The following is a 15,000-nucleotide window of genomic DNA, read 5'->3' as shown; positions in this document are numbered from 1 at the left end:
ATGGAATTTGAAATCTACACCCTTGGCGATACGCAACTATATTGGGATGTCCTGAATGGCATTGCTATGATCTTTAGTGGTAGCGATCTAGTATCCGGTACAAACGGCATGAACCTAAGTTTTGGTGCATTTGTAGGCGCTATGATCTTGCTGTGTGTAATGATCTTCAAAGCAGTATTTCAACGTGAAATTGAACTACGCACTCTACTTCTCCCTTTAACAATTTACATGGTACTGACTGTTCCAAAGGCTTCCGTAGTCGTCAATGACATCTACAATGTTGAACCAATTAAACGCATTGATAATGTACCTTTGGGCTTGGCATTGCCGGCAAGCGCATTTAGTGGATTTGCTTTTCTGTTAACTCAAATACTTGAACAGAGCCTTGAAGTATTACCTTTGGATGGTAGTGTTTCACGTTTACCGAAAATGACTGAGGAAGGCTTTTTAACACCTCTCCAAGTCTTAAATCAGGTCCGTTACGATGATATGAACAGGGCTTATCCCGCATTTCAGCAAACCGTAACATCCCTTTATAACGAATGTCTTGTTAATAACCCTGCTTTTAATGCTCAACAGTATCAGCAAAATACCAATAGTTTCGACTATCTGCTGAAAGCAGCTCAGAACTCAAATGGCATGGTGATTGTTTATCAGAATATGGCGGGAGAAACAGTACCGAAAGCCATGAGCTGTAATGAAGCTTCTGACTCTATACGGACTACTTTTGGAGCCTATATTGATGGCTCAACGGACATCTTTAACATGCTAAATATGAGTATCGCTAAGAACTCATTTAAGGATCGTCTAGCCAAACGTCTATCACATATCAATACATACGGTAAGGTGAATACCGTGAATGGTATTGGCCATTACACACCGGCACAGATTACCGATATGGTGGGTAGTTCAATTGGGATCAACACAGACCGCGCCCGAACTTTCATGACGATGGTGACTTTTGATCCGTTAGTGAAAACTGCTGCTTCATGTGTGGAAAATTTCAATACCTTCAACCTATCCATGTGTACGGGGTGGATCACAGCAAATGAACAATGGAAACAGTCAGCTACCATGAGTGGCACAAGTTTCCTGAAAAACCTGAAAAACGGTCAAAACTTATTAGTCATGGTCGGTTTTCTCCTGTTCCCGATCATGGTTTTCATGGTGATGATTCAGGGAATGGGTAGTGCAAAACTAATAGCAGGCTATGTGTGCTTTATGATGTCGAATTTCCTTTGGCTACCTTTTGCAACCATTATTAATTTCTATGCTCAATCAGAGTTTCAGGAAGCTGCTTATTTATTGATGTCACAAGACCCAAATGCTTCCCTGACATTGGCACAAGCCCCACAGCTTTATGATGCCTTATCTCAGAAGATCGCAGTCGCCAGTAATGCTTTAGGTATGGTTCCGGTACTTACTACCATGCTATTTGGCGGCATGATGTGGGGTATGTCAGCTATGGCAAGCTCTATGAATCCGGCAGATGCAGGCTACAACGCTAAACTGAACAGCAAAACTATTAAGGACAGTGCGGCTCTTTCTACAAGTTCTAGTGTACTTAACCGTGATGGCTACGGGGGTACAACCATTCAGGGGGTTGGTAACGTCAATGTCAAAATGGAAGGGGCGCTCTCAGCTGCACAATCACAGACTAGGGAAATCAGTGCGCGTCAGGAACAGATTTTATCGCGCATGGCGCAAATCAGTGATAAGGCAAATAACAGTATTGGCCAGTCTCAAGGATCAGCTCATGGCAATAAATCAACGAGAAGCAGCGGCACTGTAACTGAACATAGTATAGGGGGTGGCTCGAATGAATCATTTGCTGTTGGCGATACGAATGACACGAACAAAAATGACACAACAAAAGAGCAAAACCTACAGGTCATTGCGAACAAACAGGCTCAAACTGCGCTTCAAGGTGATTTATCAATTACTGGAAATGCCGGTGGTCAGTTAAATGGTACTGGCGGCAATGGCTTGAAAGGCTTGATAAAGAATTCAAGTTTCGGTGCAAGCGTTACAGCCGGCCCACAAGTTTCAGCTGCAACCGGTGGTAATTCAAATGTGACTGTTTCTGAATCTAATATTGGTGATGGAACAGAAAAACCTACGGCGAAGAATAGCCATGGCAATATTGATAATCTCAGAATTTCTAATGCAGATGCGAACATTAATTCAGGTAAAGAAGCAACTTACAAACTTACCGGATCATCTAATTATGATTTTGCTGCGGAACGTCTAAATGAACAAATTCAAAATAGTCGTAGCGCCACAATAACTGCATCAGAGCAACAAGAATCACAACGCTTGCTTGAAGAAATGAGAACTCTATCTCAACAGAAACAACAGATATATAGCTCAGTTCTGTCAAATGCTGTTTCTGATCGTGACTTGGCAGGCATGATGAATGACTTGTACCCAAGAAGTCAGGCAGTTAAGAAAGGACTGGACGATATTGATCAACTTGGTAAAGGGTTGGTAAATCGTTGGGATGAACTCAAAGAAATGGGTGAGCGTAATGCACGTTTAGGTGGCCATCATGACCAACAGACCATTGAGAAGTTAGGTATTTTCTTTGCGGCGACAAACTCAAACAATTCAGATGTGACGTTGGCCGCAATCAGTACAGTTTCAGGTATTGGTTTATCTGACCGTTTCAATGAAAATTCGTCTATGTATAACATCCAAGGCGGCAATGATCATATTAATGCAATGAATAGCAATATCCGTAATGATGGTATTACCAATAAGGATATTAATGCACTGGATAAAGCTGAACGAAATAACATCAGTCCTGAACGTATGGGGCAGATTGTAGATAAATCCATAATTGCGACCGCAGCAGCGGTTGGATTAAGCAATAAAGAGCTTAAAGATGCTGAAAACAATGTAGTTGTCGATTACAAGCATTTAAATTACGAGCAAGAACGTGCACGTATTCAAAGCGGGTATGAGAAAGATGCCAAAATTCTTGTGGAGAAGAAAGACCTTGGCTTGACCAATCCGGATGGAACTTTAAAGGACCCTAAACTGAATGATCCGGTGAACGGGAAAATCCTTAAAACGACAGAATATGATGATCAACTGAAAGAAGCTGTTGAGAGAGGTGATCGAAACGCGGTCGTTGAAATTCTTACCAAGGAAAATGAGGTCTTAACAGGCATTGATGCTCAAAATCAGGCGGCAGCAATCAGGGCGGCGGCATTGGAATCGATACCTCAAGATTCAAGGCCAAGTGGCAGCACCAAGGCACAAACTCAAGTTGATTGATTATTAAAATAAAAGTAAGTGGTTATCCACTTACTTTTTTTAATTTAATTTGTTTCTGTAATGTTTGCTTATCTATTTTAATTTTATTAGTTTAACATTTATAATATTATTTAATATTGTTAAAAAAACGATAACGGAATTTAAAATATGGCTGACCCATTTGTTATATATACCATGGGCGATACCAATTTGTTCATGGCAGCCTTGAATGGCGTTGCAATGCTCTTTAATGGTCCCGACCTGTTTACGGGTAGTGGCTATATGAAATTGGGCTTTGGTGCATTTTTTGGTGCAGTCATTCTTCTGACAATCATGGTATATAACGCGGCATTTAAGCGGCAGTTTGAACTCAGACTGCTATTAGCACCGTTATTCTTATATATCATTTTAACCATGCCCAAAGTGGATGTTGCTTTAGAGGATATTTATGGCCAAGATGCTGTAAAACGTGTAGACAATATTCCTATTGGGTTAGCTATTCCGGCCGCTGTAGCCAGTGGTATCAGTGTCGTTTTAACAAATATTTTTGAACAGGCTTACAGCGTAGTCTCAGGCCATCAATCTATGATGCCGCGACTGACTGACGATGGCTTTGTGACTCCATTAAAACTGCTAAATGCTTTAAGGTCAGCAGCGACCATGGAAGGCTCAAGCAGCTTGTACCAAACAACTAAAAATTTCTATTCAAACTGTATTAATAACAACCCGCACTTCAATGCAGAACAATATAGAAAGTCTGCAAAGCCACTCGAATACTTAGCAACAGCAGGGGGTCAAGCAGGCGGTCTTGTATATATTATTCAGGAAGGTACAGGGAGTGATAACCCACAGGATTTGGTGACATGCCAACAAGCAGGGCAGATTTTAATATCTACAATGGATTCATTCATTGATGGCAATAAATCACCACAGGACACGTACAATATTATTGGTGATGTCACTAAATATAACTTACGTTCTGTGCTGAATGGTCAAATGCTTAGTAACGGATCAGCATCAGGTTCATCACCTAACAGCACAGCCAATTCGCGTGGAGCAGGGTTAACCGGTTATGTTTTTGAAGATGTATCTGACGCATTTGCTTCTATTGCTCAGGTTTCAGAAACACAAGCCCGTAATTTCGTTGCAGCAACATTATTTAACCCATATATGGAATCAGCTGCTTACTGTTCTGACCAAAGTTCAGGTCTTACCGGCATGGCGAAATGTACCGCATGGGTATCAGCAACTAACCAGTGGGAAGAAAAGAATGCCGCATCAGCAACAGGTTTTCTAAAAATGATGCAAGATGGTCAGAACATTCTGATCATGCTTTCTTTCCTACTATTCCCGATTATTGTTATTTTTGTGATGGTTCAGGGTGTTGGTTCATTCAAAATTCTTGGTAACTATTTAGCATTCACCGTTGCAGCCTACTTATGGGTTCCAATGGCATCTATCATCAACTTCTATATTCAGAACGAATTAGCAGAAGAATATTTCAAGGTTATTGCATCTACTGGCACTGACACATTGACTCTTTTCACAGCTTCGCAATTTTACGGTGCTGTAGCGCAAAAATTGAGTTTGGCCAATGGGTTGCTTGCTAGTGTACCTGTACTTTGCATGATGCTGTTCTCAGGCATGATGATGGGTATGAATCAGTTGACTTCACGTATGAATAGCGCTGATGGCGGCAATTATGATGCGAAAGTTAACTCGCCGGACATCCAAAAATCTGCTCCTATTGCGACTACGAACTCTGCTATTTCCATGAATGGTAGTGGTGTTGCTGAACGTCAAGGTTTGTTAGATGCTAATTTCCAAAGTTCAAGATCATATACAGCAACTCAAGCAGCTGCTCAAGAAAACAGTCAAGCTCATTCAGAAATGAATGCCAAGATGATAGGTTTACAACACGCTATTGCTGCTAAAACAGGTATTAGAAGCAGCAATTCAACTGGCTTAACCAATGCAACGAGTGAAACGAATGGTCAGGTATCCAATACATCCGATGTGGTAACTGATGGTTCGATCAATTCATCTGCGCATACAACCACTAATGCAGTTACAGCTAGTACGGCAGATAACAGAAATGAAACGGATGCTTTAACTAAGGCAACACACGGTGGATTTAATGGAAATGCTCAACTGAATACACCAACAAAGGGTGTAATGCGTAATGCTGATGGCTCAGTCAAGAAAGATGCCAATGGCAATGCCATGACGGAGAATAAGAATTGGGCAAGCGCGAGTGTTGGTGGGGCAGCCGGTTTTAATATTACTGGCACTGATGCTACCGCACACAGTTCGGGAGTAAGCCTGAATAAAGCCGATGGTGAGAACTTCAATGAAAGTAAAGGCAGTCAGTTTAACCGCAATCATCAGCAACAATCCGGTACGAATAACGCCTTCCAACAAGTATTTACGAATACTTCGGCCAATGAATATCTGAATAGCAAGGAAGTACAGGAAGCTATCAGCAAAGATGAAGATTTGAAAAAGGCTTGGAATGAAGCTAAAACGGCTGTGGACAAATCCACCTATACCCAACAAAAAGCAGAATCGATGGCAATGTCAATCGGCGGTAACATTGGTCAAGTTGTAGGTTCCGCTAATTACAATCAGGGTGGGGTTCAGGCGCTTAATAATGCTATTGCATTGAGTAGTGATCGTGAGGGTATTCAGCAACGTAGCCAAGAGTTCATAGCTCGCGGAAACATTGCGGGTAGTGATGCACATAAACAATTGGCAGGCTCTATTGTTGCGAGTCTAAGTTCGCCTGATGCAAATGTACGTGCAGCAGCGCAAAACCTGATTTCACCGAATTCTGCACAGCGTATGAATGATCTGTCAGCTAATGTCGGCAACACACAGATTCAGGCTCCGGAACGTCAAAACTATGGTCCGATTAATACAGGTTCTCTTGATCCATCAAGAGCCAATAACATTCAACCTGTTGGCAACAATAATCTAGGTCATACACCACGTATTGCGGCTTCTCAAGCCCCACCACCAAACAAACCAACTCAGCCTACCGCTACGCCTGCACCGCAAATTCCTCAAGCGAACAACTCTAATAATGCCGTTTCAAGTGCAGCACCGGCAGCGGAAGCGATTCTAGGAGCAACGAGAAAGCAGTAAGATTTATTATATTTAATAAAATAACCCGCAATTAAAGCGGGTTATTTTATTAATTTTTATTTCTTTAATGTTTTTATTTTTTATAATAATTGATACTATAATGTTTAAAATATTTTTGGCAAAATTTGGTCAACATTATGGATAGAAATATAAAACAAGAGTTTTATGAAAAGCTGATGAATCAAGGTATCTGTAAGATTAACAGCGTACCGCTACCATATAACATCAACCATTTCTCGACCTATGTTGAATGCCCTTACTACAATACCAGTGACACATCTTTCGCAATTCAATATTTGCGTTCAAACCTTTATTTAGAAAACTTGCGTACACAACCCTTGATGGTTTCAAACCTTCCGGTTGCATACTTTTCTGAAAATGAACTATGGATGCTGCTTAAACAAAATGTATATTCAATCCTGACATTTCCTGTAGGGGAAATCTCAGAGGAAATGTATGTCTATGCAATTGGGAAAGACCCAATGCTATTCGCGTTTCTTGGAACCAAACATCAAAACATTGAGATCGTTAAGTACATCATTGACTTTGAGCCTTTAATGCTTGAATTCGTGCATGATGACCTACGTTACTACTGGTTATGTGAAGCGGCTGTATCCCGTAACTGGCAGGCAATCAAGCATGTACCTACGGGTGATGTTCTTGATGAAGGAATTATTGAAAAGGCTTTAACTCATAAAGATGCCTTTATTATTGATATCGTTCCAAGCAATTTCCTGAATCAAGATATCTATGCGCGGCATTTTAAAACCCATCCGAAAAAGAGTATTGATGCAATCGTAAGTGCTCTACTTAATGTTCGTGATGTTGAATTACTTATTAATTTGATGGATACGACAGAGAATTTTGCTGTTGCGCGTCTGTTCAAGGAAGTAAACCCTAAAATCCTGTGCTCTAATGATCGGGAAGAAGCGCTATTAAAGCTATTTGCTTTACGTCCTAAATGGATTCATTACATTGATCCGGTAGCAATCACACCTAGAATTTTTGAACAGTCTATTGCAAATAATGAACTGGTTGCATTAACTCCGCTTACATGGTCAGCAGATATAATCAAAACTGCATACAACACCAACCGCAAGGCATTTATCAATATTCCAGTTTCACGCATGGGTAACATTGGTGAAGATCGTATGTTCCAAATCTTGCTGTCAGCTATTGACGAGGGGTGGATCAACGAATTACCGGCACACTTTTTCTCGAATATCTTGCTCGACAACGAGAACACTCATGCCTTATTAATGGAGCATCGTCCACAATATTCAGCAGTTGTAGCCAATAGTGATGATTTCGATTTTGATTTGCTGTCTAAGTTTGACTTTTCGGTAGATGAACTACTGCGGGTTAATGTAAAAGCAAATGAGTTAAGTGACGATCTGCTTGACCGCAATATTGCAAATTACGTTCTTTTAAACGATAGCGATAAAACCATGGAACGATCTATCAAGTTCCTTCAATCATATCCGCATCATCATGCTCAGATTCCGCAGAAATACCTTGAAAATAAAGATAATGCGCTGACCATTGTTGAGGGCGCTCCGATGGTATGCCGTTATCTACCTACCAATCAAGTATTTGAAATTTTCAAGAAGTTTTAATAAAGGGGTTTTTTGTGAAAACGCAGATTCTTTACGGTTTAAGCATGATGACGGTACTGGCGTGTTCAACGGGTGCTCATGCTTTAACTACTTATATGGGGTTAGACATAGCTCATAATGACGGTACGCTAAAAAAAGATAGTTTGAAGAAAACCAATCTTGAGCTTGAACAAAGTGGGATGTCTTATGGCTTAACTCTTGGTGCAGCAGTTACCGACCATATTGCTGTCGAAGTCTTTTACAGCAAATATGAGGATGGAACAGGCACTTTTGATGTACTTGGAGAAGAACTTGAAGTAAAGCAACAAGGGTATGGGGCTAGTGTAAATTTCCGTCATGATATCGTGGGTGATATCTATGGTGTGGCTACGCTTGGTATGAAACGCCTAGATACTAAAAAGGTCGTGTATAAAGATGATTTTGTGATGCTAAAACATGACGACAACACCAGTTTCAAGCCGTTCTTTGGCGCGGGTATTGGTGTAAAAACAACTGACCGGATCAACCTTGAAGCAAAGTATTCTCGATTTGAAGATATGAATACGATTAGCGGCACATTTATTTACCGTTTCTAAGACTGGATAGACATGAAAGCGATCACAAAATTAACAGCAATGACTCTATTAGGCTTTGCAGGGGCTACATCAGCTAATGCTTATTATGAGGATGAGAAAAATACAAAGTTCTATATTGGGTCAGATATAGCACGAATTAATGGGAGTGTTGAAGGTAAAAAAATCTTTATTAACAAAGAACAGGACCTTACCAATTGGGGATTCACGACCGGTTATGAGTTCAACAGTATATTCTCATTAGATGCTTACTATAGTGAAGATGATAAATTTGATATCAAAAACTACGGTGTCCGTTTCAATGCTCGACCAGTAATTTATGGTCCGATCTATGCTGTAGGAACATTAGGTTTAAATCAGACAGAATTTGTAGCTAAAGGTGCTCCGTTGACAGACAATCCATTTGCACCGGATTTTGATCGTAATGGCAATGCAAACTATGAACAACATAAGGATAAAACTGGTATTGATTCACTTTATGCTGTGGGGCTTGGATACCGCTACCAACAAGTAGACTTTGAAGTGAAGTACCATAAATTCGGTGACTTTGACGGCGTAATGGGATCACTCATGGTCCGTTTCTAAATAACAGATATTAAATAAGGAACCATATAGTTCAGCTATATGGTTCCTTTTTTTATGCTGATTTTTTTATTTCTTCGATTCTCAGTGGGATATAGTAGTTAATAGCTTCTGCAATCTGACGATCTGAAACACTATAATCAATTCTTAAAGTAGGAATACCGGCAGATGACGTTATAGCATCTCTTTTTTTGTCGCGCTGCTTCACCCGTGATGATCGGTGACTAGACCCGTCAATCTCTAAAATAAGTAAGACATTGAATTCTAGGTCGGAAATTAACATATCTACGTGATTTCTATTATATTTGTTTCTAGTCCTGACTTCACTACTTGTTAAAAACGCACTAAAACTAACCTGAGTATGCAATAAAACATTGTCAGGCAACATTGCATTAATTTTATAATAGTAGTCTTGTTCATAATCCATCAAAAGTTTTTTAGAATATACCGCATCCTCGATATATTCACTTACACTATCATCAGGAACATCAACTGACTCCAAAGCCACTTCCTGATTGGGTTTGTTGCTGACACTTCTAAAGATAGAGATTATGATCAGAAGGGTTAAAGCTAAAAATCCTATAGCTATATAAAACATAATCCACAAACTGAACAACTATTTAAAATTAATTATATATGATATTTTTTTCACAAACATTAGATAAGAGAATTTAAAACAATTTAATAAATTTTTGGGTTATAAGATTTATATTAATATTCTAATTGCTTTAATATTTTATATATTTGATCTAAAATAAAATTGATTTTGTATTAACAATAAATGGCCAATAGATGCTTCATAAAGGAAATAGCTTAATCGCTACAGACTTGGACCGTTATCTTTCTGCGAACAATCCAATCGGAGCCAATTCGGACTTTGACTTGATCAACGCATGGCTACAACACTGTGCCAGTAACTCCAAGAATACCTATGATAGTTATCTCAAAGAGGTTAAAAGGTTATGTATCTTTTGTGAGTCTATTGGTACTCATTTCACTCAGATCACGGCACTGGAAATCAATGAATACTTGGCGATTCTCAAGGAACCGCCGCCACACTGGTTGAAAGACAATAAAAGTACGGTTAGCCGATCTACTCAAATTCTGTATAAACCCTTGGCTATAAATTCTGTTGAGTATGCCCAAACCGTATTAAAGAATTTCTATGGTTATCTTCAAGATGCAGGGGTGATATCAATCAATCCGGTGAACCTCTCTGTCAAAATCAAAGCTGATACACCTTATGATCAGGCAGCCAAAGCTTTATCTTTTGCGGCGTGGGATTATCTCAGTGTTTGGCTAAAGCACGAAAGCGAAAAGGCAAACCATAAGAATAGAAGTAAGGCGATTAGAGATCGATGGCTAATGCACTTACTATATCATTCAGGTGCGCGGCGAGGATCAATTGTCGATCTGACAATGAACGCTTTTAAAATACAGGATAAAGGGCAGTACCGAGTTTGGACATTTGAGTTCATGCAAAAGGGCAACAAACCTCATGAAGTCATTGCAACCGATGAGCTAATTGATGAATGGACTTATTACAGGAAGGCGATTGGATTACCAAGCTTTCCATCAGGTGATGAGGGTCATATTCCTTTAGTTACAGCTGTAAGTAAGAATCCAAGTTCTATTCTGAAATCTACTAATAGCATTTCAACACGGGGAATTAACTATGTAATTTCAGAGTGTTTGGAATTGGCAGCAAATGACTGCGAGGATTATTTCATTTCAGAAGAATTGAAGAATACAACTTGCCACACATTCCGGCATACCAATGCAACACATCGATTAAGACTAGGGGCAGATTTGGTATCAACTCAAAACCATCTTGGCCATAGATCAATTAATACCACCATGATTTATTTAAGAGATACTCAAGAACATCAAGTAGAGAATACCCAAATCTTAAATCAAAATTTGAAAAAACGAAGTAAAGATTTCTAATATCCAATAACCGTGATAAACCCCGTAATGGGGTTTTTTTGTAATAAATAGGGCTTTCAGTTACAAATACTTACATATAGATATCTAAGTATACATCTGCGAACTAATTTGCATTTTGCTCAATAAATAAGCAGTTCTTAATGTTTTCTAAATCATTTTAAAAGGGTTTTAGAAGGCTTAAAAAGATGGAATTTGCTCAAGTTTAGTGAAGTTAAAATAAACTATAAGTAAATTTAGAGCTTTAATTTATAAAATCTAATGCGTAATAACTCTATTTCTAAATGCTAAATGTTCAGAGAAATTAATTTCAAAAGTAATGCTTTTGTAAATTGGATTGAACCCATGTAACAGTAAAAAACATTAGCATAATCTTACAAAAATGATAGGAATTGTTGACAAGCACATGGCTAAAAATCCGGCATTTATTACTGCCCATAATAAAAGTTATGAGCAGTAATCAGGGGAGTGGTGCTATAACCGGCTTATTTCATTGTGATTATCCTTGGCTGTAATGTTGAGCTAATAGCTCAACTTTTCAGGGTTTTAAGCATTTACACCCCTAAGATCAATAGACTAATTTGCAAAAAAGATTATGATGATCGGAATAATTCTTTTACATTCTCTTACAAAGTATTGCTATTGTTGTGGGCAAATGTTTAATATTACCTAAATAAACATTTCCAATATTATTTTATGCTAGTTTAATACTTAGATTCAGTTCGATTCTGGAAATCAGCATTAAATAAATTGGTTAATGATCTAGGAAGAAACTACTGAGTAGTTAATTTCCCATCTGAATAGACAGAAAGGTTCCCAAATGAATATGGTTAATCGAAACAAAAAAACTAAAAGCAATGAGCTTGCAAAAGCAGACTTAATTGCTAACTTGGATATGCCGGACATTTTACAGGCACTACAAGATGCAAATGACGTATTAGAGTCTCGTAAAAAACTTGATGCTAATGAAGCTGAATTGCAAATTGTTAAACTTGTAAATCAATATCAAATTCCCTTTGATCGACTGACCGATCTGCTTAAATCTTCAAATGCGATCTATGGCAACCATGGTCGTGTTAAGAAAATTTATGTGGATAGAAAGAATAAACGTAATAAGCCTTGGAGTGGCGTTGGTCGCCCGCCAAACTGGATTCGTGCAGCTATCGAGGAAGGTATCGACATTGAACAATTTGCTGTTGAGACAACTGATGAAACTCAACATACAAGCACTTGGTTCTTTAACCCTGCCCGACCTACTCAGCGTTGGAATGGTATCGGCGCTAAACCAATTTGGTATAAAGAGCTTGAAGCACAGAATGTTGATATGAGTCAGTATATGACTGTGCTATAAGTTATTGTATGTCTATTCAACGAAAGCACCTTTTTAAGGTGCTTTTTTTATGCCTAACTATTATCGAATAATAAAACAATCTGAAAACGATTCTATTTATAGAAAATAATTTTAATAATATTTTGCTTTTCTTTAATGTTTTTATCTATTGTTTTCTTATGTTTTATCTGCTAACACTATCAAACCACCTTTTTTTGTCTATTTTTTGATCTTTTTCTTAACTTTTAAAAGTGTCCCATTTTTTTGGACGGGTTAAGAGGGTTTGTTTTTCGATTTAGATGAGCAATAATGTTTGCATTAGCTCAAACATATTAATTTCTAAGGTGCGTTATAAATGAATAAAGAACAGGAAGGTCGCGTAATTCTCTTAGCGGCGCAAAAAGGTGGTGTAAATAAAACTTCAACCATTATTAATATGAGTTCTGTTTCGCATGGCGAAGGAAATAAAAGACTTGTTGTTGTTGATTTAGATGCACAGCGCTCAACAATTAAATGGAATACTAAATTCCGTACGGCAGAGACTTTGAAATCTGTTGATGCTTATTTCCCTGCGGTTACTGAGATTCCCGAAGGTATTACTCTTGAAACACTCATAGAGCTTTTACGTCCTAAGTTTAATGAAATCTACTTAGATACAGCCGGTTATATTGGTGATAAAACTGGCGAAGCTAAACGTATCCTAGAAGAAGCGATTCCACTTGCTGATTTCATTATTACCCCTGTTCGTGTAGGTCGTTTTGATGTTGATTCAGCATTTGAAACAATGGAATTCATTAATGATGTACTTGAAGAATCAGGTAAAACAGACGTTACCCGCGTACTGTTAGCCACTGATGTTCGTGGCCGTGATAAAAGCATGAATTACCTTAAAGAGGAACTCTTAGCTGAACGCATGGGTGAATTTAAAGATACATGGACATTATTAGAATCTTATATTCCATCATCGACTATCGTGGCAAAGAACATCGATAAAGGTGGTTCAGCTTTTATTCCTCAACGTGTTAATAGTGTTATTACAGCTACGGTCAAGGCTTATCGTGAAATGCTTAATGTTGGTGGTATCAAGTCTCGCGAACAATCTGAAAAAGAAATTCTTGCAAGTGTGACCAAAGAATTAGCCAAGTTGAAACGAGCTGCTAAGAAAGCGGTTGCAGAAGTAGAAGAAACTGAGGACTAAGCGATTTTGCTAGTCCCGCTTAATAAAATAATTTCGTAGGGAAAATTATGAATAGTAGTAAGTCGTTACTTGCAGAAGCCTTAAATGGTATGGGCATCGATTCAACAAACCCACCTTCAACGAAGGAAAAAATTGAAACCAGTTCGCACCAAGAGTCTTTAGTTGAAATCAAATTAGAGCAGATTGCGATTGCGCCACAGGTGCGTAAACGTATTGCTGATGTAAATGATTTGGTTGAGTCAATCGGTAAAAAAGGGTTAAACCAAAAGTGTGTTGTCCGTCATTTCTTAAACGATGATGAAAAGGCTAGATTAACTAAGTTATATCCGAAGGCTAAATATGTTCTTGTTGTTGGCCATCGAAGAATGACTGCCTTGAATATATTGGGCAAGAAATCAGAGAGTTTCTTGCTTAAACCTAAAGGCTACTATACAGATATTTGGCAAGTTCTCGAAGATCAGCTTGATGAGAATGAAAACCGCGAAAACATGAGCATTTACGATCATGCAAATTCCATGTTCCTTGCACATCAAAGTAAGCCGGAAGCGACATTTGAAGAAATTGGTGCTGCATTTAAATATAGTAAAACAGTAGTTTCCAAATATATTCGTATTGCCACTTATATTCATGAGGAAGCAGAAAAAACCCTAAGTAGTTGGGGTGTCACCTCTGTAAATTCTCTATATCACATTGCAAAATTTATTAAGGATGGTTTGGACTGGCAATCACTGTTAAAGCAATATGCAGTAGATAAAGATGGTAACTTTGACCCTTCAAAAATTACTGACAAACTTGTTACTCAAATCAAAGATGATATTGAGAATCCTAAGCCTGAACCGACTGAGGTTCCACCAGTTGAAGCAGCTGTAGATATTGATCCATTGATTGTTAATGGTGTTCAGGATCAGCAACCGACCGATCAAGCACCGGTTAATACTATCCCTGCATCTTCTGATCCAGTTGAGGAAGTTGAAAAGCAAGATACCTCTACTTCGCGTGGTGAACCATCAACTACCAATGTACCGGCTTCTGCAAATCCAGTGTCACAGCCGGCGACAAATGCTAAGGCTGAACCATCTGACAATACCAAGTCTGAACCAGTAGAAACACATAAAACTGAACCTACTACGGCGCAACCGGTGATAGCTTCAAATAAAGCCGATTTCTTGAAAGGTATTGCTTTCGTTCTTGGCCAAGACCCTGATTGTGATGCTAAAGCGATTGCAAATATTCTGAATAATGGCGAGTCCGGCTTTGAATTGGATGCCCATTGTCAAAGTATCTATGATGAATTGATCCAGTTGGTTAAGTAGTCATAAACTCTATAGAGCAGGCTCCCTACCCTGCTCTTTTTTT

At 38.7% G+C, this 15,000-nt stretch carries 10 protein-coding genes; 9 read left to right on the top strand and 1 reads right to left on the bottom strand.

Features of this window, described 5'->3' with window-relative positions; all coding sequences use genetic code 11:
* The 5 genes from HYG89_RS05165 (at position 1) to HYG89_RS05145 (ending at position 9,175) form a co-directional block, all read left to right on the top strand.
* On the top strand, positions 1–3,279 hold the full coding sequence (locus HYG89_RS05165) for a conjugal transfer protein TraG N-terminal domain-containing protein (protein ID WP_178866426.1): 3,279 nt from the start codon (positions 1–3) through the stop codon (positions 3,277–3,279).
* Between the two features lie 147 nt (positions 3,280–3,426).
* Complete coding sequence (locus HYG89_RS05160) at positions 3,427–6,402, top strand: conjugal transfer protein TraG N-terminal domain-containing protein (protein WP_178866424.1); 2,976 nt, start codon at positions 3,427–3,429, stop codon at positions 6,400–6,402.
* Positions 6,403–6,539: 137 nt separating this feature from the next.
* On the top strand, positions 6,540–8,018 hold the full coding sequence (locus tag HYG89_RS05155; RefSeq protein ID WP_178866422.1) for a hypothetical protein: 1,479 nt from the start codon (positions 6,540–6,542) through the stop codon (positions 8,016–8,018).
* Positions 8,019–8,032: 14 nt separating this feature from the next.
* The gene (locus HYG89_RS05150; protein ID WP_178866420.1) at positions 8,033–8,593 is read left to right on the top strand and encodes an outer membrane beta-barrel protein; all 561 of its coding nucleotides are present in this window, start codon (positions 8,033–8,035) and stop codon (positions 8,591–8,593) included.
* 12 nt (positions 8,594–8,605) lie between these two features.
* Positions 8,606–9,175 carry a hypothetical protein gene (locus tag HYG89_RS05145; protein ID WP_178866418.1) on the top strand — a complete coding sequence of 190 codons (570 nt, stop codon included), beginning with the start codon at positions 8,606–8,608 and terminating at the stop codon, positions 9,173–9,175.
* Between the two features lie 52 nt (positions 9,176–9,227).
* Here the strand turns inward: HYG89_RS05145 and HYG89_RS05140 are convergent, their stop codons facing one another.
* A complete protein-coding gene (locus HYG89_RS05140) occupies positions 9,228–9,770 on the bottom strand; it encodes a DUF2726 domain-containing protein (protein WP_178866416.1) in 543 nt (180 codons plus the stop codon).
* Positions 9,771–9,964: 194 nt separating this feature from the next.
* On the opposite strand from HYG89_RS05140, the gene HYG89_RS05135 reads away from it, so the two are divergent.
* The 4 genes from HYG89_RS05135 to HYG89_RS05120 all read left to right on the top strand — a co-directional run bounded on the left by HYG89_RS05135 (position 9,965) and on the right by HYG89_RS05120 (position 14,957).
* Positions 9,965–11,119: a tyrosine-type recombinase/integrase gene (locus HYG89_RS05135; RefSeq protein ID WP_178866414.1), complete on the top strand. Its 1,155-nt coding sequence runs from the start codon at positions 9,965–9,967 to the stop codon at positions 11,117–11,119.
* A gap of 817 nt (positions 11,120–11,936) precedes the next feature.
* On the top strand, positions 11,937–12,467 hold the full coding sequence (locus tag HYG89_RS05130; protein WP_178866412.1) for an H-NS family nucleoid-associated regulatory protein: 531 nt from the start codon (positions 11,937–11,939) through the stop codon (positions 12,465–12,467).
* A gap of 334 nt (positions 12,468–12,801) precedes the next feature.
* Positions 12,802–13,644: a ParA family protein gene (locus HYG89_RS05125; protein ID WP_178866410.1), complete on the top strand. Its 843-nt coding sequence runs from the start codon at positions 12,802–12,804 to the stop codon at positions 13,642–13,644.
* 47 nt (positions 13,645–13,691) lie between these two features.
* Positions 13,692–14,957, top strand: a complete 1,266-nt coding sequence (locus HYG89_RS05120; protein ID WP_178866408.1) for a ParB N-terminal domain-containing protein — start codon at positions 13,692–13,694, stop codon at positions 14,955–14,957.
* Positions 14,958–15,000: the final 43 nt, after the last annotated feature.

Origin of the sequence: Acinetobacter sp. SwsAc5 (genome assembly GCF_013391485.1) — a bacterium.
Taxonomy (GTDB): Bacteria; Pseudomonadota; Gammaproteobacteria; order Pseudomonadales; family Moraxellaceae; genus Acinetobacter; species Acinetobacter towneri.
Note: the sequence above shows the minus strand (reverse complement) of the source record. Positions and strands in the feature narration are given on the sequence as shown.

What these genes read in the sequence shown, in the direction of transcription:
- HYG89_RS05165 (WP_178866426.1), top strand. Translation starts at nt 1, where the DNA reads ATGGAATTTGAAATCTACACCCTTGGCGATACGCAACTATATTGGGAT.
- HYG89_RS05160 (WP_178866424.1), top strand. Translation starts at nt 3,427, where the DNA reads ATGGCTGACCCATTTGTTATATATACCATGGGCGATACCAATTTGTTC.
- HYG89_RS05155 (WP_178866422.1), top strand. Translation starts at nt 6,540, where the DNA reads ATGGATAGAAATATAAAACAAGAGTTTTATGAAAAGCTGATGAATCAA.
- HYG89_RS05145 (WP_178866418.1), top strand. Translation starts at nt 8,606, where the DNA reads ATGAAAGCGATCACAAAATTAACAGCAATGACTCTATTAGGCTTTGCA.
- HYG89_RS05140 (WP_178866416.1), bottom strand. Translation starts at nt 9,770, where the DNA reads ATGTTTTATATAGCTATAGGATTTTTAGCTTTAACCCTTCTGATCATA.
- HYG89_RS05135 (WP_178866414.1), top strand. Translation starts at nt 9,965, where the DNA reads ATGCTTCATAAAGGAAATAGCTTAATCGCTACAGACTTGGACCGTTAT.
- HYG89_RS05130 (WP_178866412.1), top strand. Translation starts at nt 11,937, where the DNA reads ATGAATATGGTTAATCGAAACAAAAAAACTAAAAGCAATGAGCTTGCA.
- HYG89_RS05125 (WP_178866410.1), top strand. Translation starts at nt 12,802, where the DNA reads ATGAATAAAGAACAGGAAGGTCGCGTAATTCTCTTAGCGGCGCAAAAA.
- HYG89_RS05120 (WP_178866408.1), top strand. Translation starts at nt 13,692, where the DNA reads ATGAATAGTAGTAAGTCGTTACTTGCAGAAGCCTTAAATGGTATGGGC.